General features: G+C 66.5%; 17 protein-coding genes and 2 pseudogenes. 9 read left to right on the top strand and 10 right to left on the bottom strand.

The features are described from left to right. Nucleotides 1-321 precede the first annotated feature (321 nt). From nfsB to FEZ61_RS18420, 3 genes are read right to left on the bottom strand one after another with little or no spacing between them, the layout of a single operon-like run. On the bottom strand, nt 322-969 hold the full coding sequence (gene nfsB / locus FEZ61_RS18430; RefSeq protein ID WP_064309162.1) for an oxygen-insensitive NAD(P)H nitroreductase: 648 nt from the start codon (nt 967-969) through the stop codon (nt 322-324). Between the two features lie 18 nt (nt 970-987). Continuing rightward, nucleotides 988-2,136, bottom strand: coding sequence for an L-dopachrome tautomerase-related protein (locus FEZ61_RS18425; protein ID WP_173149875.1), 1,149 nt, complete (start codon nt 2,134-2,136; stop codon nt 988-990). Next, nucleotides 2,136-3,143 (bottom strand): zinc-binding alcohol dehydrogenase family protein, encoded by a 1,008-nt coding sequence (locus FEZ61_RS18420; protein WP_173149873.1) that lies wholly within the window; start codon nt 3,141-3,143, stop codon nt 2,136-2,138. Before FEZ61_RS18420 ends, FEZ61_RS18425 begins: the two co-directional genes overlap by 1 nt. Before the next feature lie 105 nt (nt 3,144-3,248). On the opposite strand from FEZ61_RS18420, the gene FEZ61_RS18415 reads away from it, so the two are divergent. After that, nucleotides 3,249-4,157 (top strand): LysR family transcriptional regulator, encoded by a 909-nt coding sequence (locus FEZ61_RS18415; protein WP_017641700.1) that lies wholly within the window; start codon nt 3,249-3,251, stop codon nt 4,155-4,157. Between the two features lie 50 nt (nt 4,158-4,207). Here the strand turns inward: FEZ61_RS18415 and FEZ61_RS18410 are convergent, their stop codons facing one another. Both FEZ61_RS18410 and FEZ61_RS18405 read right to left on the bottom strand, forming a co-directional pair. After that, the gene (locus FEZ61_RS18410; protein ID WP_064309165.1) at nt 4,208-4,624 is read right to left on the bottom strand and encodes an organic hydroperoxide resistance protein; all 417 of its coding nucleotides are present in this window, start codon (nt 4,622-4,624) and stop codon (nt 4,208-4,210) included. Between the two features lie 146 nt (nt 4,625-4,770). Next, entirely contained in the window at nt 4,771-5,205 is a 435-nt protein-coding gene (locus FEZ61_RS18405) for a MarR family transcriptional regulator (protein WP_064309166.1), read from the bottom strand. A gap of 88 nt (nt 5,206-5,293) precedes the next feature. Between FEZ61_RS18405 and FEZ61_RS18400 the strand changes: the two genes are divergently transcribed. After that, nucleotides 5,294-6,811, top strand: a complete 1,518-nt coding sequence (locus FEZ61_RS18400; RefSeq protein WP_017641703.1) for a sigma-54-dependent transcriptional regulator — start codon at nt 5,294-5,296, stop codon at nt 6,809-6,811. Between the two features lie 147 nt (nt 6,812-6,958). On the opposite strand, the gene poxB is transcribed toward FEZ61_RS18400, so the two are convergent. Further along, on the bottom strand, nt 6,959-8,683 hold the full coding sequence (gene poxB / locus FEZ61_RS18395; protein ID WP_173149871.1) for a ubiquinone-dependent pyruvate dehydrogenase: 1,725 nt from the start codon (nt 8,681-8,683) through the stop codon (nt 6,959-6,961). Nucleotides 8,684-9,022: 339 nt separating this feature from the next. Between poxB and vapB the strand changes: the two are divergent. The 5 genes and pseudogenes from vapB (at nt 9,023) to gcvT (ending at nt 14,179) form a co-directional block, all read left to right on the top strand. Beyond that, nucleotides 9,023-9,249, top strand: a pseudogene (gene vapB / locus FEZ61_RS18390) (type II toxin-antitoxin system VapB family antitoxin). Then, a pseudogene (locus FEZ61_RS24710) lies at nt 9,201-9,335 on the top strand (VapC toxin family PIN domain ribonuclease); the annotation flags it as partial. The pseudogenes vapB and FEZ61_RS24710, both read left to right, overlap by 49 nt. 330 nt (nt 9,336-9,665) lie before the next feature. Continuing rightward, nucleotides 9,666-10,034: a glycine cleavage system protein GcvH gene (gene gcvH, locus FEZ61_RS18385; RefSeq protein ID WP_173149869.1), complete on the top strand. Its 369-nt coding sequence runs from the start codon at nt 9,666-9,668 to the stop codon at nt 10,032-10,034. A 7-nt stretch (nt 10,035-10,041) separates the two neighbouring features. After that, on the top strand, nt 10,042-12,897 hold the full coding sequence (gcvP, locus tag FEZ61_RS18380; protein ID WP_173149867.1) for an aminomethyl-transferring glycine dehydrogenase: 2,856 nt from the start codon (nt 10,042-10,044) through the stop codon (nt 12,895-12,897). Between the two features lie 172 nt (nt 12,898-13,069). Then, on the top strand, nt 13,070-14,179 hold the full coding sequence (gene gcvT / locus FEZ61_RS18375; protein WP_173149865.1) for a glycine cleavage system aminomethyltransferase GcvT: 1,110 nt from the start codon (nt 13,070-13,072) through the stop codon (nt 14,177-14,179). 136 nt (nt 14,180-14,315) lie between these two features. Here the strand turns inward: gcvT and FEZ61_RS18370 are convergent, their stop codons facing one another. Beyond that, on the bottom strand, nt 14,316-14,930 hold the full coding sequence (locus FEZ61_RS18370; protein ID WP_173149863.1) for a glutathione S-transferase: 615 nt from the start codon (nt 14,928-14,930) through the stop codon (nt 14,316-14,318). A gap of 155 nt (nt 14,931-15,085) precedes the next feature. Here FEZ61_RS18370 and FEZ61_RS18365 point away from each other — a divergent pair, with 155 nt between their 5' ends. Next, nucleotides 15,086-15,991: a LysR substrate-binding domain-containing protein gene (locus FEZ61_RS18365; protein WP_173149861.1), complete on the top strand. Its 906-nt coding sequence runs from the start codon at nt 15,086-15,088 to the stop codon at nt 15,989-15,991. 18 nt (nt 15,992-16,009) lie between these two features. Here the strand turns inward: FEZ61_RS18365 and FEZ61_RS18360 are convergent, their stop codons facing one another. Next, complete coding sequence (locus FEZ61_RS18360) at nt 16,010-16,201, bottom strand: hypothetical protein (protein WP_133860042.1); 192 nt, start codon at nt 16,199-16,201, stop codon at nt 16,010-16,012. A gap of 243 nt (nt 16,202-16,444) precedes the next feature. Here FEZ61_RS18360 and FEZ61_RS18355 point away from each other — a divergent pair, with 243 nt between their 5' ends. Then, nucleotides 16,445-18,397 (top strand): DNA topoisomerase III, encoded by a 1,953-nt coding sequence (locus FEZ61_RS18355; RefSeq protein ID WP_173149859.1) that lies wholly within the window; start codon nt 16,445-16,447, stop codon nt 18,395-18,397. A gap of 191 nt (nt 18,398-18,588) precedes the next feature. Here FEZ61_RS18355 and FEZ61_RS18350 read toward each other — a convergent pair whose 3' ends face one another. Then, complete coding sequence (locus FEZ61_RS18350; protein WP_017642364.1) at nt 18,589-18,897, bottom strand: hypothetical protein; 309 nt, start codon at nt 18,895-18,897, stop codon at nt 18,589-18,591. A gap of 175 nt (nt 18,898-19,072) precedes the next feature. Then, on the bottom strand, nt 19,073-20,380 hold the full coding sequence (locus FEZ61_RS18345; protein WP_017642363.1) for an MFS transporter: 1,308 nt from the start codon (nt 20,378-20,380) through the stop codon (nt 19,073-19,075). Nucleotides 20,381-20,542: the final 162 nt, after the last annotated feature.

The raw sequence follows: 20,542 nt of genomic DNA, 5'->3' as shown, positions 1-20,542 counted from the left end.
AAGCCCAACAGGCCCAAACGAAAAAGCCGACCCTTGCTAGCGGTCGGCTTTTTCTTGTCCAAGGAAGGGCAACGCTGCCGCCTTTGTTGGGCTTCGCTGCGCTCAACCCAACCTACGTGTGCGCAGCGTTATCCACGTCGATGAGCCGTAGGTTGGGTTGAGACGGCTTCACCGTCGAAGCCCAACAGGCCCAAACGAAAAAGCCGACCCTTGCTAGCGGTCGGCTTTTTCCTGTCGAGGAAGGGCAACGCTGCTGCCTTTGTTGGGCTTCGCTGCGCTCAGCCCAACCTACGCGTGCGTAGCGTTATCCACGTGGGCGTTCTACAGGAAGGTGAAGACCCGTTCGCGGGGCAGGCGGGACTTGGGCAGGGCGGCGTTGAAGTCGCTTTCGCCGCGATAGCCCAGGCCGACCACCACCAGGGCGGTATAACCCTGTTCGCGCAGACCCAGTTCCTGGTCCAGGCTGTTGGCGTCGAAGCCCTCCATGGGAGTGGCATCGATACCCAGCGCGGCGGCGCCCAGCAGCAGGGTGCCCAGCGCCAGGTAGGTCTGCTTCTCCATCCAGTGCTGCACATCCTGGCGCTCATGGCGATGCAGGTCGACGAAGTGGCGGCGGGTGCCGTCCTGGGTGGTGCGCGCCTCGGGTTTGGCGAAGCGGCCGTCCTGGGCTTCCTGCTCCAGCACCTGGGCCAGATGGCCTTCGGTCATCTCCAGGCGAGTGCAGAGCACGATGACGTGGGAGGCCGGCAGCACCTTGGGCTCGTTGTAGGGGCTCTGCATGCCACGGGCGACGCGCGCCTTGGCCTCGGCGCTGGCGGCGACCACGAAGTGCCACGGCTGGGAATTGACCGAGGAGGGCGCCTGGCGCAGCAGCTCCAGCAGTTCTTCGATCTGTTCGGCCGGGATGCTGCGGGAGCCGTCGAAGGCCTTGGTGGTGTAGCGGGTACGGGCGATCTGGGACAGCTGCATGGATAACTCCTGATCGGATCAGTGGGTAGGGGCCGGCTGGGCGTCGATCTTGACGCGGAACAGGCTGTAGGGTTTCTGGCGCAGGTCCTGGCCACCGTGGAACTGGGCCTGGCGATGGAGCTGATTGGCGGTGAAATAGAGATAGCCGTCCGGACCGATGCTGAAGGTGTCAGGCCAGAGCACACGCGGATCGTGGACCAGGGTCTTCCAGCTGCCGTCGGCCTGGCGCTGGCGTACGGCGTTGTGCTCGTAGTCGCCGGCATAGACGCGGCCCTGGGCATCGGCTTCGAGTCCGTCGGACGCGCCCTTTTCGCCGAGATCCTGCACCCCGGCGCGGACCTGGGCCTCGCTCGCCTTGGCATCACGCAACAGGGCGGTGGGTACGGCATAGAGATGACGACTGGACAGCGGGCTGAAGTAGAGGGTGCCGCCGTCCGGCGACAGGGCGATGCCGTCGCTGGCGATGGCCGGTCGGACCTTGCTGCCATCGGGGCGCTGCATCAGCAGCGGTTCGCCTTCCACTACCGGGACGAAGCTGGGATCGACGTTGGCCTGGGGCGCGCCGGTCAGGCGGCGCTGGGCCTGGCCGGTGGCGAGGTCGAGGATGATCAGTCCGCCCGGCGGCGCCGAGTCGGTGACATAGGCCACCCCGGCGCGACCGACGCGAAAGTCGAAGCGCACGTCGTTGACGTAGCTGTTGGGTTCGAGCACCGCCGCGGGGAAGACCAGCGTCCTGGCGACCTTGTTGGTTTTGAGATCGATGGCCACCAGCTTGACGCCGCCGGCCTTGGGCGCGGCAAAGCCCGGTGCGGCGGTATCCAACACCCAGAGGTGCCCGCGCCCATCGGCCACCACGCTCTGCACGCTGATGAAACCCTTGCCCGGCTGACCAGGCGTTTCCACGTTCAACGCGGCGTCCGGATAGGGTACCGCCTTGCCGTCCTTGAGTTCGGCCACGGTGAAGGGCACCGCATCGCCCCAGCGCGGATAGTTGACGAAGATCCGCCCGGTCTCGCTGACGGTGGCCCCGGTGGGCATGGCGTCCTGGAAGGCGAACACCGGCTCCAGCTGGCCCAGGGTGCGCTCCTGGGGCAGCGGAGCGGCCTGGGCGGTGAGGCTAGCCACGGCCAGGGCGACGGCGAGGGTCAGGGCACTGCAGCGAGGCATCAGAAACCCTCCAGCACGAGCTTGCCACGCGCCTGGTGACTCTCCAGCAGGGCATGGGCGCGGCGCAGGTTGGCGGCGTCGATACGGCCGAGGTGTTCACCCAGGGTGGTCTTGAGGATGCCCTGGTCGATCAGCCCGGCGACGCGTTCGAGGATCTCGTGCTGACGCACCTTGTCCGGGGTCTGGAACAGCGAACGGGTGAACATCAGTTCCCAGTGCAGCGACAGCGACTTGGCCTTCATCGGCACCACGTCCAGTTGCGCCGGATCGTCGATCACGCCGAGACGGCCCTGGGGCCGCAGGACATCCACCAACTGGGTGAAGTGCTCATCGGTGTGGGTGAGGCTGGCCACCAGGGTCACGCCGTCCAGACCCAGGGCTTCGAGCTGGGGCCGCAGGGGCTGGTGATGGTCGATGACGTGATGGGCACCCAGCTGGCGCACCCAGTCCTGGGTTTCCTGGCGCGAGGCGGTACCGATCACGGTCAGTTCGGTGAGCTGGCGGGCCAGCTGCACCAGCACGGAACCGACGCCGCCCGCCGCGCCCATCACCAGCAGCTGCTGGCCGGCGCCGCCGCCTTCGGTCGCACCGAGACGGTCGAACAGTAGTTCCCAGGCGGTGATGGCGGTCAGCGGCAGGGCCGCGGCCTGGGCATGGTCCAGACTCCTGGGCTTGTGCCCGGCCAAGTGTTCGTCGACCAGGTGCAGCTCGCTGTTGCAGCCAGGGCGGAACAGCTCGCCGGCGTAGTAGACCTCGTCACCCACGGCGAAGCGGCTGACGGCGCTACCCACGGCCCGCACCACACCGGAGACGTCCCAGCCCAGCACCTTAGAGTCACGCTGTACCAGGCCCTGACGCACCTTGGTGTCGACCGGATTGACCGACACGGCGCGGACTTCCACCAGGAGGTCATGGGCCTCGGGCGTGGGATCGGTGAGTACGGCGTCCTGCAGGGCGCGGGGATCGCTGGCGGGGAGGGTGACGTCACCATGGATGATGGCTTTCATGGACGGATTCCTTTGTACGATAAGAAGACATGGGCCCATGGTCGTCTTCATGCTCGACCGGAAAAAGCGGCAGAATCGGATAGCACCTTCACTGCAGGAGTGAAAATGATCCGCTTCGACGATCTCGGCCTCTTCGTCCGTTCCGCCGCCCTGGGTAGCTTTTCCCGCGCCGCCCGCGAGGCCGACCTGTTGCCAGGCCAGGTAAGCGCCGCCATCGGCCGGCTGGAGCGGGAGCTGGGTATCCGCCTGTTCGCCCGCTCGACGCGCAGCCTGAGACTGACCGCCGAAGGCGAGGCCTACCTGCCTTATGCCCGGGAGGTGCTGGAGACCCTGCGCGAAGGGCGCGAACGGCTGCAGGGTGAGAGCCCCGAGCTGCGCGGGGTGTTGCAGGTGGCGGCGCCGTCCGACCTGGGGCGCAATCTGCTGCTGCCGTGGCTGACCGAATTCCGTCAGCGGCATCCGGGGCTGACGCTACGGCTGTTTGTGTCGGACCAGCAGGCGGACGTCTACCGCGATCCCGTGGATATCGCCCTGCGCTACGGGCGCAGCCAGGACGACAGCCTGGTGGCCCTGCCGCTCGCCCCGGACAACCGCCGGCTGCTGGCGGCGGCGCCGGCCTATCTGGCCCGTCAGGGTACGCCGCGCAGCCTGGATGACCTGGGCAGGCACGCCTGCTTGCTCTACCAGCTGCATGGGCGCACCCATGACAAGTGGAGCTTTCCACAGGCCGACGGTGGCCTGCGCCAGGTGGCCGTCGGCGGACCCTTGCAGAGTGACGATGCCGAGGTGGTGCGGCGCTGGGCGGTGACGGGGGAGGGCATCGTCTACAAGTCCTGGCTGGACATGCGCGACGATCTCCAAACCGGTCGGCTGGTACGGCTGCTGCCCGAGCAGCCCGGCGAGCCGTTGCCGCTGCAGCTGTTCTGCCCGCACCGCCGGCAATTTTCGCCAGCCGTGCGGCAGCTGCATGGCTGGCTGGCGGAGCGCTTCTCGGCGTTGGGCGGACAGCCATGAAAAAGGGCGCGCATCCCTGGGGATGCGCGCCCGCTATCCAACTCCCGGACTCAGGCCAGGGTCAGGCGCACGTCCACATTGCCGCGGGTGGCGTTGGAGTAGGGGCAGACCTGGTGGGCCTTCTCGACCAGGTCTTCGGCCACGGCGCGCTCCAGGCCCGGCAGGCTGATGACGAGCTCGACGTCCAGGGCGAAGCCGGTGGGGATGGGGCCGATGCCGACCTGGGCGGTCACGCTGACGTCCGCCGGCACGGCGATCTTTTCCTTGGCACCGACGAACTTGAGCGCGCCGATGAAGCAAGCCGAGTAACCGGCGGCGAAGAGTTGCTCGGGATTGGTGCCGGCACCCCCGGCACCGCCCAGCTCCTTGGGCGTGGACAGCTGCACGTCCAGGGCCTTGTCGCTGCTGATGGAACGACCGTCACGGCCGCCGGTGCTGGTGGCGGAAGCGGTGTAGAGGATGTTCATGGCGTGCTCCTTTTTAGGTATCGCGATAACTGTTTGATCGGGCTTGGATCGCAAGGATTGCCCAGGTACGGATTTAAGTTATCGCGATACTTGTTATCGCGCAAATATATTTTCAGGGGCAGCCGACCAGCGGCGGTGGGGCGGGATCAGCGCTCCAGTTTGGCACGCAGGGTCATCAGGTTTTCCCGCAAGGCATTCATTTGCGCATCGCCCAGTGCGCAATAGCCGCTGATGGTGCCGTTGATCTCCCGGGCCCGCTCGCGCAGGGCCCGGCCAGCCTCGGTGAGCTCGATGGACAGGTTGCGCTCGTCCTCGGCATTGCGCTGTCGGGTCACGTAGCCCTCGGCTTCCAGGCGCTTGAGCACCGGGGTCAGGGCGCCGGAATCCTGGTGCAGCCGCCGTGCCAGCTCCTTGAGCGGCAGGCGGTCGTTTTCCCAGAGCACCAGCATCATCAGGTACTGCGGGTAGGTCAGGCCCACCTCCTCGAGCAGCGGCTTGTACACCTTGGTCATGGCCAGCGAGGTGGAGTACAGCGCGAAGCACAGCTGCTGATCGAGCAGAAGAGGGTCTTTGTTGGTCATGGCGGTCCCGCCTGGGTAAATGAGAAGTGATTCTACCCCGAGCATTTGGGTAGCATTAGCCCTTTCGCTTTCAGACCCCAGGGTTTCCATGCGTATCCATGTGTCGTTCATCGATCGTGTCGGCATCACCCAGGAAGTCCTGGCGCTGCTTGGGGCGCGCAATCTCAACCTGGACGCCGTGGAGATGGTGCCGCCCAACGTCTACATCGATGCGCCGACCCTGAGCGCGGCGGTGCTGGAGGAGTTGCGCGCCGCCCTGCTCACCGTGGTAGGGGTCGAGGCGGTGCGGGTGGTGGACATCCTGCCCGGCCAGCGGCGTTCCCTACAGCTCGATGCCCTGCTTGCCGCCATGGCCGATCCGGTGCTGGCGGTGGACGGCGAAGGGCGCATCCTGCTGGCCAATCCGGCCTTTGCCGCCTTGGCCGGTGAGGGCGCCGGCAATACCCTGGCCGAACTCTTCAACGATAGCGAATTGCCCAGTGAACTGCTGGACCAGGGCTTTCGCCTGCCCCTGCGCGAGGTGGTGCTGCGCGGCCAGGCGCTGTTGCTGGACGCCACCCCCATCGGCGAACCCGTGGGCGGACTGGCCGGCGGGCTGCTGACCCTCTATGCCCCCAGTCGCATCGGTGGCCGCCTCTCGGCGCTGCGCCACGACACCCCCGAGGGCTTCGATTCGCTGCTCGGCGACTGCGCCGCCATCCGCACCCTCAAGGCCCGGGCCCAGCGCCTGGCGGCCCTGGAGGCGCCGTTGCTGATTTTGGGCGAAACCGGTACCGGCAAGGAGCTGGTGGCGCGCGCCTGCCACGCCGCCAGTGCCCGCCGCGAGGCGCCCTTTCTGGCGCTGAATTGCGCTGCTCTGCCGGAGAGCCTGGCCGAGAGCGAACTGTTCGGCTATGCCCCAGGGGCCTTCACCGGCGCCCAGCGCGGCGGCAAGCCGGGCCTGCTGGAGCTGGCCGACCAGGGCACGGTGTTTCTCGACGAGGTCGGCGAGATGTCGCCCTATCTGCAGGCCAAGTTGCTGAGATTTCTCTCGGATGGCAGCTTTCGCCGCGTTGGCGGGGCCCAGGAAACCAAGGTCAATGTGCGCATTCTCGCCGCCACCCATCGTGACCTGCAGGCCATGGTCGCGACCGGCACCTTTCGCGAAGACCTCTTCTATCGCCTCAATGTACTCAGCCTGCAGGTGCCGGCCCTGCGCGAGCGCGGCCAGGACATCCTGCTGCTGGCGCGGCACTTCCTGCAGCAGGCCTGCGCCCAGATCGGTCGACCGCCGTGTCGCCTGGCGCCGGCCACCTATGGCGTGCTGCTGGGCAACGCCTGGCCGGGCAACGTCCGGCAATTGCAGAACATCCTCTTTCGCGCTGCCGCCATCAGCGAGAGCGGCCAGATCGATGTCGACGACCTCGACCTGGCCGGCACGGCGGTGGCGGGGCAGGTCGAAACCGAAGTCAGCACCCTGGAAGCCGCTGTCCAGGGCTACGAGGCGGCGCTGCTGGAGCGGCTCTATCCGCAGTATCCGTCCAGCCGCCAGCTGGCCGCGCGCCTGCAGACGTCCCACTCGGCCATCGCCATGCGCCTGCGCCGTTACGGCATCCCGCGGCGTTAAAGTTCTAGAGCCTGTTTAAAGGCTCGCGAGCTAGAGACAAGCAAGGCGAAAATGGCTGAGGAAGCGGAGTTTACGAGTGGTAAATGAGCATTCCGAAGCCATTTTCAACGCAGTTTGGCCGACGCGCAGCAGCCTTTAAATAGGCTCTCAGCGCAGGACGTTGGTCTTGGCCAGGTCCACCACCTCGCTACCGCGACCACTCATCACCGCGCGCAGCATGTAGAGGCTGAAGCCCTTGGCCTGGGCGGCCTCGATCTTCGGTGGCAGCGACAGCTCCTGCTTGGCGATGCGCACGTCCACCAGCGCCGGGCCGGGGTGGGCGAAGGCCTCCTCCAGGGTGGCGTCGAGCAGACTGGCCGATTCCACCTTCCAGCCGCGCACGCCGCAGGCCTCGGCGACCCGGGCGAAATCGACCTCACCCAGATCCGTGGTCTCGTCGAGCATGCCGGCGGCCTTCATCTCCATGGCGACGAAGCCCAGGGTGGCGTTGTCGTAGACGATGACCTTGACCGGCAGCTTTTCGCTGGCCAGGGTCGCCAGTTCGCCGAGCAGCATGGACAGCCCGCCATCGCCGGCCAGCGCCACCACCTGGCGATCGGGATAGGCCGCCTGCAGGCCCATGGCCTGGGGCAGGGCGTTGGCCATGGAGCCGTGGCTGAAGGAGCCAGCCAGCTTGCGTTCGAAATTCATCGCCAGGTAGCGCGCCGCCCACACCGTGGGGGTGCCGACATCGCAGGTGAAGAGGGCATCCGCCGCGGCCAGCTCACTGACCCGGGTGGTGAGGTACTGCGGATGCAACGGCTCGCCATCGGCGGTAGCGGTAGCCAGTTCGTCCAGCTCGGCGCGGGTCTTGCGGTAGTGCTGCTGGGCCTTTTCCAGGAAGCGGCTGTGGCTGTTGGGCGCAAGGCGCGGCAGCAGGGCGTCGAGGGTGGCGCGGACATCACCCACCAACCCCTTGAGCAGCGGGGTACGCACGCCCAGGTGGGCGCCCCGCACGTCGATCTGGACCACCCGGCCGTGCTCCGGGAAGAAGTTGCGATAAGGGAAGTTGCTACCCAGCATCAAGAGCAGGTCGCATTCCTTGAGCGCGTGATAGCCGGAGGAAAAGCCGATCAGTCCGGTCATGCCCACGCCATAGGGATTGGAATACTCGATATGGGCCTTGCCGCGTAGCGCATGGACCACCGGCGCCTGCAGCCGCTCGGCCAGGGCGACCACCTGGGCATGGGCACCGGCGCAACCGGCGCCGCAGAGCAGGGTGATGCGCTTCTCGCCAGCCAGCAACTCGGCCAGGGCATCCAGCTCGGCTTCCGGCGGGACCACCACCGGACGCACCGGCTCGCTCCACTGGGCTTCCTTGAGCGGCGCCTCGGCCAGGGCCACGTCGCCGGGAATCACCACCACCGACACCGAGCGATTGAGAATGGCCGAGCGCATGGCGGTCTCGAGGATGCGCGGCAGCTGCTCGGGATGGGACACCACCTCGCAGAAGTCGCTGCAGTCGCGGAACAGCCGCTCCGGGTGGGTCTCCTGGAAATAGCCCAGACCGATCTCGCTGGAGGGAATCTGGGCGGCGATGGCCAGGACCGGTGCGCCGCTGCGCTGGGCGTCGAACAGGCCGTTGATCAGGTGCAGATTGCCCGGACCGCAGGAGCCGGCGCAGACCGCCAGACGCCCGCTGGTGTCGGCCGCGGCACTGGCGGCGAAGGCGGCGGCTTCTTCGTGCCGCACGCCGCGCCAGCGGATGCGATCGCGCTTGCGCAGGCTTTCGGTGAGGCCGTTGAGCGAATCGCCCGGCAGGCCCCAGATGGTGTCCACACCAGCCGCTTCGAGGGTGGCGACGAGCAGATCGGCAACGGTTTTCACAGCCATGACAAAGACTCCAGGCAAGGGTGGGGGAGGGCAAAGCCGCTTGGCAGAGGTCTTGTTGTGCTTTCTTGGTCCGACAGAGCGGGACGGAAGTTCGCCTTGGGTGCTCCTGTCTGAATCTGGCATCCGGCTCCGCTGATGTTCCCGCCTCCAGCGTTCTTGCCCAAGCTTCGCTAGGTGGCATCCGCGAGCAGAGCGCTCTGCCAGCTGCGTCGCCCGCTGCCGAGAGCATGCCGATTGACAGATCTGGCCTTGCTCTCAATATGGGATATACAGCCGATACGTTCCGGGAGGCCGAGCTTGGATCAAGGTGCCGTGTTTCAGAGCAATCGCAGTTAGGCGGTGAGACTGCCCAAGGCGGTTGCCCTGCCCGAAGACGTGAAGCGTGTCGATGTGGTCGCCGTTGGCCGCGCGAGGATCATCGCTCCGGTCGGGGAATCCTGGGATTTCTGGTTCGAGGGGAGGGTGTCACGGCGGATTTCATGGCGGAACGTGGCCAGCCCACCGAGCGGGGGCGTGAGCCTTCACTCGACACCAGGGGCAGTTGTGCATCAGTACGATCACCCTGATGGAGCAGATCTAGGGCTTCGCCGTACGTCTGGACGTGTTGAAGTACGGTCAGGAAGCCGCGGCGCACACCAGGCAACGGCGTGCTTTGAAGACTGGCTACTGCCTAAGGGAATGGGTCGGCAAGGGCGTTCACGCTGGCCTTGTCTATCCTGTATGGATAAGGGACAGCAGCCTGCAACGCGTTCAGCCTGGCTGTCAGATCCAAGAGCCCAGCTAACATTGTAATGATTTCGATACGATGTTCGAAAATCGATACGGCTGCAGGCGGCTAATCTGTCAATCGTAACGATTTCGTTACAGAACGCCGTTATCTGACCTGCTAAGTCCCTGAAAATACTGAATTTTGTTCCTGGCATCGCCCTTGCACTAGCAGACCCATCTATCCAACAGGACAAAGGTCCGCAGGAGTCTGGCAATGGGTCTGCGCTATACCGAAGAACACGAATGGCTGCGTCAGGAAGCCGATGGCAGCATCACCGTTGGCATCACCGACTATGCTCAGGACTCGCTCGGCGACCTGGTCTTCGTGCAACTGCCGGAGCTGCGCAGCTACGCCCAGGGCGATGAGGTGGCGGTGCTGGAGTCGGTCAAGGCCGCCAGCAACATCACCATGCCGCTGGACGGCGAGGTCCTGGCCGTCAACGAGGCGCTCGACGATGCGCCCGAGACAATCAACAGCGATCCGCTGAACGCCGGCTGGTTCTTTCGCTTCCAGCCCGCCAATGCCGAAGCCTTCGCCGCGCTGCTCGACGAAGCCGCCTATCAGCAACTGATCAAGGGGTAAGACCGCCATGTCGCTGCACGACACCCTCAGCACCGCCGACGAATTCGTCCCGCGCCACATCGGTCCGCGCGAGCTGGACGAGATCGCCATGCTGAACCTGCTCGGCTACGAATCCCTGGACGCCATGACCGCCCAGGTGATCCCCGAGAGCATCAAGGGCACTAGCGTGCTGGACCTGCCCGCCGGACTGTCCGAAGCCGACGCCCTGGCCGAGCTGCGCACCATCGCCGGCAAGAATCGCCTGCTCAAGAGCATGATCGGTCAGGGCTACTACAACACCCATACCCCGGCGCCGATCCTGCGCAACCTGCTGGAAAACCCGGCCTGGTACACCGCCTACACCCCCTACCAGCCGGAGATCTCCCAGGGTCGCCTGGAAGCCCTGCTCAACTTCCAGACGCTGATCGGCGACCTCACCGGCATGCCGGTGGCCAATGCCTCGCTGCTGGACGAGGGCACCGCCGCCGCCGAGGCCATGACCTTCTGCAAGCGCCTGGCGAAAAACAAGGCCGGCGCCTTCTTCGCCTCCGTGCACTGCCATCCGCAGACCCTGGACGTCCTGCGCACCCGCGCCGAGCCCCTGGGCATCGAGGTGGTGGTGGGCGTGGAAACCGAAATCGAGGACCACGGCCGCTTCTTTGGCGCGCTGTTCCAATACCCGATGACCACCGGCGAGATCCGTGATTACCGGGAAAGCATCCAGGCCTTTCAGGCGGCCGGTGCTCTAGTGGCCATGGCCGCCGACCTGCTGGCCCTGACCCTGCTCACCCCGCCCGGTGAACTGGGCGCGGACGTGGCCATCGGCACCGCCCAGCGCTTTGGCGTACCGCTCGGTTTCGGCGGCCCCCATGCGGCCTACTTCGCCACCCAGGACAAGTACAAGCGTGACATGCCCGGTCGCGTCGTCGGCGTTTCCATCGACCGCCACGGCAACCCGGCCTATCGCCTGGCGCTGCAGACCCGCGAGCAGCACATCCGCCGCGAGAAGGCCACCAGCAACATCTGCACCGCCCAGGTGCTGCTGGCCAACATCGCCAGCATGTACGCGGTCTACCATGGTCCCGAAGGCCTGACCCGCATCGCCACCCGGGTGCAGCGGCTGACCAGCCTGCTGGCCGCCGGCCTGCAGCGCCTGGGCCACGAGACCCAGCACACTGCCTTCGACACCCTGACCCTGGTGTTCGGCGCGCGCACCGCCGCCCTGCACGAGGCCGCCCGTGCCCGTGGCTACAACCTGCGCGAGGTCAGCGCCGAGGCCCTGGGCGTGTCCCTCGACGAGACCAGCACCCTGGCCGACGTCCAGGCGCTGCTGGAGATCCTCGCCGACGGCAAGGCCGCGCCCCAGGTCGCCGAGCTGGGCGATGCCCAGGGCGTGGAAGTGCCCGCGGCGTTGCGGCGCCAGTCGGCCTTCCTGACCCATCCGGTATTCGCCAGCCATAGATCCGAGACCGAGCTGATGCGCTACCTGCGCAAGCTGGCGGACAAGGACCTGGCGCTGGATCGCACCATGATCCCGCTGGGCTCCTGCACCATGAAGCTCAACGCCGCCAGCGAGATGATCCCGGTCACCTGGGCCGAGTTCGGCGGTATCCACCCCTTCGCCCCGGCCGACCAGACCGAGGGCTATGCCCAACTCACCACCGAGCTGGAGGCCATGCTCTGCGCCGCGACCGGCTACGACGCCGTCTCCCTGCAGCCCAACGCCGGCTCTCAGGGCGAGTACGCGGGCCTCCTGGCCATTCGCGCCTATCACGCGAGCCGCGGCCAGGGTGAGCGCGATGTCTGCCTGATCCCGGCGTCGGCCCACGGCACCAACCCCGCTACCGCCAGCATGGTCGACATGCGCGTGGTGGTGGTGGCCTGCGACAAGCGCGGCAACGTCGATCTCGACGACCTGCGCGCCAAGGCCGAGCAGCACAGCGAGCGCCTGGCCGCGCTGATGATCACCTATCCCTCCACTCACGGGGTGTTCGAGGAAGCCATCCGTGAGATCTGCCAGGTGGTCCATGACCATGGTGGCCAGGTCTACATCGATGGTGCCAACATGAACGCCATGGTCGGCCTCTGCGCCCCGGGTCAGTTCGGCGGTGACGTCTCCCACCTCAACCTGCACAAGACCTTCTGCATTCCCCATGGCGGCGGCGGTCCGGGTGTCGGCCCCATCGGCGTCAAGGCGCACCTGGCGCCCTTCCTGCCCGGCCATGCCCGGCTGGAACGCAAGGAAGGCGCGGTCTGCGCGGCGCCCTATGGCAGCGCCAGCATCCTGCCGATCTCCTGGATGTACCTGAAGATGATGGGTAGCGCCGGTCTGACCCGCGCCTCGCAGATCGCCATCCTCAGCGCCAACTACATCGCCCGCCGGCTGGAAGAGCACTATCCGGTGCTCTACAGCGGCACCGGGGGCCTGGTGGCCCACGAGTGCATCCTCGACCTGCGCCCGCTCAAGGACAGCAGCGGCGTGACCGTGGACGACGTGGCCAAGCGCCTGATCGACTTCGGCTTCCATGCCCCGACCATGTCCTTCCCGGTGGCCGGCACCCTGATGATCGAGCCCACCGAGAGCGAGTCCAAGCAGGAACTGGATCGCTTCTGCGACGCCATGATCGCCATCCGCGAAGAGATCCGCGCTCTGGAGGCCGGTACCCTGGATCCCCAGGACAACCCGCTGAAGAACGCGCCCCATACCGCGCGCGAGGTGGCGGGCGAGTGGACTCACCCCTACAGCCGCGAGCAGGCGGTATTCCCGCTGCCGAGCCTGGTGGACGGCAAGTACTGGCCGCCGGTGGCGCGCATCGACAACGTCTACGGCGACCGCAACCTGGTCTGCTCCTGCCCGCCGATCGAAGCCTACGGCGAGGCCTGACCCTCACCCCCGGCCCCTCTCCCCCTGGGAGAGGGCTAGAGTGAGGGCAAGCCCGAATCACCCAAGTCGCGCCCGCTTCCAACAGCAGGGCGCGATCAACCAGATCACCGCTTCCCCGTTCGTCCTCGCTGAACAGAGGACCAGAGCGAGAAAGCCGACACGGAGCCCCACCATGTCCCTGCTCAAGACTTCGCTGCACGCCCTGCACCTGGAACTCGGCGCCCGCATGGTGCCCTTCGCCGGCTACGAGATGCCGGTGCAGTACCCGCTCGGCGTGCTCAAGGAGCACCAGCACACCCGTGCCCAGGCCGGGTTGTTCGATGTGTCGCACATGGGCCAGGTCCTGCTCGAAGGCGAGGAAGCCGCTGAGGCGCTGGAGACCCTGGTACCGGTCGACATCATCGACCTGCCCAGCGGCATGCAGCGCTATGCCCTGCTGACCGACGACAACGGCGGCATCCTCGACGACCTCATGGTCGCCAACCTGGGTGACTGCCTCTACCTGGTGGTCAACGCCGCCTGCAAGGAAGCCGATCTCGCCCACCTGGAAAAGCACCTGGGCGACCGCTGCCAGGTGCTGCCGCAATTCGACCGCGCCCTGCTGGCCCTGCAGGGCCCCGCCGCTGCCGCGGTGCTGGCGCGACTGGCGCCGGAAGTGGCCGAGATGACCTTCATGCAGGTCCGCCGCGTCAAGCTGCTGGACCAGCCCTGCATCGTCAGTCGCAGCGGCTACACCGGCGAAGACGGCTACGAGATCTCGGTGCCGAGTGCTGCCGCCGAAGCCCTGGCCCGCCGCCTGCTGGCCGAGCCGGAAGTCGAAGCCATCGGCCTGGGTGCCCGGGATTCCCTGCGCCTGGAAGCGGGCCTCTGCCTCTATGGCCACGACATGGATGCCGGCACCACGCCGGTGATGGCCAACCTGGGGTGGGCGCTGTCCAAGGTGCGCCGCGAAGGCAACGGCCGCGCTGGCGGTTTCCCTGGTGCCGAGCGCATCTTCACCGAGCAGCGTGAGGGTGTGACGCGCAAGCGCGTCGGCCTGCTGGTGCAGGAGCGGGTGCCGGTGCGCGAGGGCGCGGAGCTGGTGGATGCCAATGGCGCCAGCATCGGTCGCGTGACCAGTGGCGGCTTCGGCCCGACCCTGGGGGCGCCGGTGGCCATGGGGTATGTCGACAGCGACTTCGCCGCCCTGGATACCCAGCTGTTCGCCGTGGTGCGCGGCAAGCAGGTGCCGGTCAAGGTCGCCAAGACGCCCTTCGTGCCGCAGCGGTATTACCGCGGGTAAGTAGTTGCCAAGAGCATCGCGGCCATGGGCCGCTCCTACAAAAGCATCACCCTCTGTAGGAGCGGCCCATGGCCGCGATAAACCGGTAAGACGTAGGAGCAGTCGCCTCGGCGTACCGCCATGGCCGCGATGCTCTTTAGGCCACCGGATAATCCCGAAACACCGACAAGGCCTCCGCTTCGGCAGTCAGGGCCTCCAGCGTCGGGTAGTTACGCCGCTCGATCAGTCCCGGCAGGGCGAAGTGCAGGAAGGTCCAGGCCACGGCGGTGTCGATGGCGTCCTGGCCGATGCTGTCCTCGCCCAGCGGCGGACGCGGGCCCAGCCAGGCCTTGTCCAGGGCGCCACAGGCCGCGCGCAACTGCCCCTCCACCCGTTGCTGCCAGGGCGCATGGCGCTTGTCTTCCGGCCGCAGGTCGCGCTCGTACACCAGCTGCACCGCCTTCTCGGACAGGGCCAGCGCCAGGCCGCTGCGACTGAGGGCGGTCGCCCGCGCGGCATGGCCAGCGGGTCGCAGTTGGCGACTGCCGCAGGCGAGATGCTGGGCGTAGTCCAGGATCAGCGACGAATCCATCAGCCGCTGGCCGTCCAGGCAGATCAGCGTGGGCGCCTTGAGCACCGGGTTGAAGCTGCGAAAGCGCTCGACTTCGCGAAACAGCGACACTTGGCGCAGTTCGAAAGGCAGTACCAGCAGGCGTAGGGAGATCGCGACTCGCCGCACATAGGGGGAGTCGAGCATGCCGATGAGTTGCATGGGGGCATCCTGTCAGAAAGAGTGAATCCTGTTTCACGTGGAACGTCACCCTTGTCGTGTGTTTCACACTGGGTGCCGCTCTGGACAGGACATTAAGCATTCAGCGAAGCTGCCACCAGCGAGAAATTCTGACCGGATCGTTAAGGAAAACTTACATGTCCCGCGTGCCGCCCTTGAATGCCCTGCGCTGCTTCGAAGCGGTTGCCCGCCTGGGCAGCGTGACCCGCGCCGCCAATGAATTGCACCTCACCCATGCCGCGGTCAGTCAGCAGGTAAAGGGGCTGGAGCATCAACTGGGCATGGTGCTGTTCGAGCGCCAGGGGCGCGGGATCGAGGTCACCGGCGACGGTCGCGTCTATGCCGAGCAGGTCCGCCAGTTGCTCGACGATCTGGGCGAGGCGACTCGGCGCCTGCAGGCCCGCCCGCGGCGCAACGAGCTGGTGTTCGCCACCTTTCCCTCCTTCGCCACTCACTGGTTGCTGCCGCGACTGCCACGTTTTCGCGCCCTGCACCCGGAATACCGCATCCGCATCCAGACCAGCCTGGATTTCCAGGATCTGCGCCAGGGCATGGTGGATATCGGGGTGCGCATGGGGGAGGGACAGTGGGATGGTCTGACAGCGTTACGGCTGTTTCAGGACGATGTGCTGCTGGTAGCGGCGCCTGGTTACAACGGTGGGCAACTGCCGCGCAGTCTAGACGAGGCCCTCGCGCAGCCGCTATTGCACACGGAGGAAACCTGGCAGCACTGGGGCGAAACGGCTGGTCTGGGCGAAGCGGCGCCCAATCGCGGCATTAGCGTGAACGACTCCAATGTGGTGCTGGAGGCGCTGCGCCTTGGACAGACGTTGGCGCTAGAGCGGCGCAGCCTGGTGCAGGCCGCCCTGGACGAAGGTCGCCTGGTTCAGCTCAGTCCGGTGGTGGCGCCTTATCCCTATGCCTACTGGCTGGTCTGGCCGGAACGCGCCGAATCGGCGGAAAAGCAGGAGCGCTTCACCACCTGGATCCAGGCCGAGGTCGCGACCTATCTGGCCGCGCTGGAGGCGCCGACGCCCGCTTAGGGCGTCGGGCGGAGCGTCTTAGCGCAGCAGCAGCTTGCGACGGCCGTCCGGCCAGACTTCCCAGAGTTGATCGTTGATGCGCTGCACCTGGCTAGTGGTCCGGCGCATGGCCGAAATGCTGGCGCGCAGGGCCTGGCCGCTGGCGGTGTCGACGAAATTTCCGGCGCCGGTGCTCTCGGCCGTGGCGCGATCCATAGCTACAGTGTTCATTGACGCCTCCCAGAGCTCGGCTAAAGACGGCGAAAGTGCCGTAGCCCAAGGACCGGCCGTCACGGGCAAGATTCCGCTCCCCCGGTAGCAGCCGTTCAAGCTGTGATCCACGTCCTAAGGGCGCTGTGGCCTGTTGGGCGAATTTGCGCCAAGACCGTTTTCTGTACGGATGTACAGATTAGTTCTTGCGCAGGTCGCGCAGGCTTTGCATCCTGTGGCGATTCCCCTCGCGTGACGCCCGCCATGCAGCTGTATCTCTGCGAAAAACCTTCCCAGGCCAAGGACATCGCCCGTGTCCTCGGCGCCACGCGCCGTGGCGAGGGCTGCCTGCAGGGGCAGGGTGTGACCGTCACCTGGTGTATCGGTCATCTGCTGGAAACGGCGCCACCGGATGCCTATGACGCCCGCTACAAGCGCTGGTCGCTGGACGACCTGCCCATCGTCCCTGAGCAGTGGAAGCTGCAGGTCAAGAAGACCACCGGCAGCCAGTTCAAGGCGGTCAAGCGCCTGCTCGGCGAGGCCAGCGAATTGGTGATCGCCACCGATGCCGACCGCGAGGGCGAGATGATCGCCCGCGAGCTGGTGGAACATTGCCGCTATCGCGGGCCGATTCGCCGGCTGTGGCTGTCGGCGCTGGACGACGTCTCCATCCGCCGCGCCCTGGCCGCGCTCAAGCCCGGTGCCGAGACCTATGGGCTCTATCAGTCCGCCCTGGGACGCTCGCGCGCCGACTGGTTGATCGGCATGAACATGAGCCGATTGTTCACCCTGCTGGGGCGTCGCTCCGGCTACCAGGGCGTACTCTCGGTCGGGCGGGTGCAGACCCCGACCCTGCGCCTGGTGGTGGACCGCGACCGCGCCATCGCCGCCTTCGTGCCAATGCCTTTCTGGACCGTGGAGGCGACCCTGGAGGCCTCGGGCAGTCGCTTTCAGGCCCAATGGCAGCCGCCAGAGGACGTCTGTGACGACCAGGGGCGCTGCCTCAAGCCCGAGGTGGCCCAGACCGCGGCGCGGGCCATCGAGGCGGCCGGGCAGGCACGGCTGGTCAAGCTGAAGACCGAACGCATCCGCGAGGCGGCGCCCTTGCTCTTCGACCTGGGCACCCTGCAGGAGGTCTGCTCCAAGCGCCTCAACCTGGGCGCCCAGCAGACCCTGGACGTGGCCCAGGCGCTCTATGAGAAGTACAAGCTGATCACCTATCCACGCAGCGACTGCGGCTACCTGCCGCTGTCCCAGCACGCCGAGGCGCCGGCGCTGCTGGCCGCCTTGCTGGGCGCCGACAACAGTCTCGCCCCCCTGCGCGATCACCTGGACGCCAGTCGCCGCTCGCGGGCCTGGAACGACGCCAAGGTCAGCGCCCACCACGGCATCATCCCGACCCTGGTGACCCGCGACCTGGGGCGTTTGAGTCCGCAGGAGCGCAACGTCTATGGCCTGATCCGTGCCCGTTACCTGGCGCAGTTCCTGCCGCAGCACGAATTTGATCGTACCCAGGCCGACTTCGAGGCCGGTGGCGAACGCCTGCGCGCCACCGGCAAGCGGCTGGTGGAACCGGGCTGGCGGCGCGCCTTGCCCGAGTCGCTCACGCCGCCCAAGGGCCGCGAGGCGCCGCCGCCCCAGGCGCTGCCCGAGTTGCGCGAGGGGGAGTCCTATCCGGTGGTCGAGGTGCGCTGCCGGGATCAGCTGACCCAGCCGCCCAAGCCCTTCACCGAGGGTGATCTGATCAAGGCGATGAAGAACGTCGCCAAGCTGGTGGAGGATCCGGCCCTCAAGCAGAAGCTCAAGGACACCACCGGCATCGGCACCGAGGCGACCCGCGCCAGCATCATCCAGGGCTTGCTGGACCGCGGCTATCTGGTCAAGCAGGGCAAGGCCCTGGCGGCGACACCGGCGGCCTTCGGGCTGATCGACGCCGTGCCCCGGGCCATCGCCGATCCGGGCACCACGGCGCTCTGGGAGCAGGCACTGGATCGGGTGCAGGAAGGCGAATTGAGCCTCGCGGAATTCGTCACCAAGCAATCGGCCTGGATGGGCAAGCAGGTGGAGCGCTGCCTCGGCCTGACCCTGACCATCAGCGGTCCGCCGCCCGCAGGCAAGGGCGCGCCCTGGAAGAAGAAGCGGCGTACGGGCGGGGCCAAGGCCAAGCCGGGTGGCGCACCAGCGCGGGTGCGCAAGCCGAGGGTCAAGCCTGGCTGAGGGCGGTGTGGAGATCAGGAGGTATAGTCACCGGAGCTGGTCTTAGCTTGGGTATCGCTAATCGCTATCGCGGTAACACTGGAACAACATCGAGGCCCATGTCTGGAGGAAGAGCCCACTACCGCTCCAGACCGCCCCCTCTCCCCAGGGGAGAGGGTTGGGGTGAGGGCGCAAAGCCCCGTGCCCGCGTCTTATTTCTTCTCGAACGCCGCTGCCGCCGTGGCGTAGGCCGCTTCGTGATAGTCGAATTCGGCGGACTGCACCAGCAGGGTTTCCTCGTCCTCGGTGAAGGCGATCACCGGGCGATAGGAGAGGCCGTCGGCCTTGATCTCGGCTTCATCGATGAGCTTGGAGAGATCGAAGGCGAAGTCACCGCAGATGGCCTTGGCCTGGGCGTCGGTGATGCCGTGCTTCTTCAGGGCATCGCGCAGCAGGGTGCTCCACTGGTATTGAAACTGGATACCCAGTTTGGCGTAGCTGGGACCGTAGTCGATTTCCATGAGTGTGTAACCGGGGCTTGGGAGGAGGGGACGAACTCGCCACAGCGGCCAGCGAAATGACCGTTGTGAGCGCTGCCGGTGGCACTACGATGGCGTGCCCCAAAGCCCAGGCAAAGGGGGGCGGGCCGGACGGCCAAATCTAATGACCGAGAGGCCCGCACCCAGGGACGAGCGGTTATTCGTGGACGATGCGCGAGTGGTCGCGGGTGTCCTTCATGAAGACGTAGACCAGCAGCGAGCAGGCGATGCAGCCGGTCACGTACCAGTAGTAGCCGCTCTCCATGCCGATGCTCTTGAACCACAGCGCCAGGTATTCGGCGGTGCCGCCGAAGATGGACACGGTCAGGGCATAGGGCAGGCCGACGCCCAGGGCGCGGATCTCGGTGGGGAACAGCTCGGCCTTCACCACGGCGTTGATCGAGGTGTAGAAGCTGACAATCACTAGCGCCACCATGATCAGGCCGAAGGCGCCCCACCAGCTGGTGACGCTGCCCAGGGCGGTCAGGATCGGATAGGTGAACAGGGTGCCGAGCACGCCGAAGGCGATCAGCACCGGGCGCCGGCCGACGCGGTCGGAGAGGGCGCCAACGATGGGCTGCAACAGCATGAACAGGAACAGCGTCGCCGCCGAGATGGAGGTGGCGTCGGTCTTGCTCATGCCCACCGAGTTGACCAGGTACTTCTGCATGTAGGTGGTGTAGGTGTAGAAGGCCAGGGTGCCGCCCATGGTCAGGCCGACCACGGTGAGAAACTCCTTGGGATGCCGCGCCAGAGTGCGCATCAGGGATTCCTTGGGCTTCTCGGCCTTCTTGAAGGAGCTGGTCTCTTCCATGCCGCGCCGCAGGTAGAGTGCGGTCACGGCACAGGCGGCGCCGATCAGGAAGGGAATGCGCCAGCCCCAGCTTTCCAGCTGTTCGACGGTGAGGGTCTGCTGCAGCACGATCAGGGTGGCCAGGGCCAGCAGCTGGCCGGAGATCAGGGTGACGTACTGGAAGCTGGAGTAGAAACCGCGGCTTTCCTTGGTCGCCATCTCGCTCAGGTAGGTGGCGGAGGTGCCGTATTCACCGCCCACCGAGAGGCCCTGCAGCAGCCGCGCCAGCACCAGCATGATGGGCGCGGCGACGCCGATGGTGGTGTAGCTGGGGGTGAGGGCGATGATCAAGGAGCCTGCGCACATCATGATCACCGAGACCATCAGCGCGGATTTGCGGCCGGCCTTATCGGCGTAGAGGCCCATCAGCCAACCGCCGATGGGGCGCATCAGGAAGCCCACGGCAAAGATGGCGGCGACGTTGAGCAACTGGGCGGTCTGGTCGCCCTTGGGAAAGAAGGCCTTGGCGAAATACAGCGAGAAGGCGGCGTAGACGTACCAGTCGTACCATTCGACCAGGTTGCCGACGGAGCCGCTGAAGATGGACTTGATGCGCTGCGAGGTGGTCTTGGGCGCGGTCTGGCCGGCCGCGAGGGTAGCGGTGCTATCCACAGGGTGTTCCTCTCTTGTCGTTGTTATTAGGGCGCTCGGGGCGTCGACAAGGGCTATAGCAGGGCGCGTGCCAGGTCGCGAAGCCGCATTCTGACTGGGTTTTGCCAGGGACGATCGGCGAAAGATCGCCGAAAGCCGGTGGGTAATGAGCGGATTTCCGCC

Source organism: Pseudomonas sp. MS15a(2019) (genome assembly GCF_013277805.1).
GTDB classification, from domain to species: Bacteria; Pseudomonadota; Gammaproteobacteria; order Pseudomonadales; family Pseudomonadaceae; genus Chryseomonas; species Chryseomonas benzopyrenica.
Note: the sequence above shows the minus strand (reverse complement) of the source record. Positions and strands in the feature narration are given on the sequence as shown.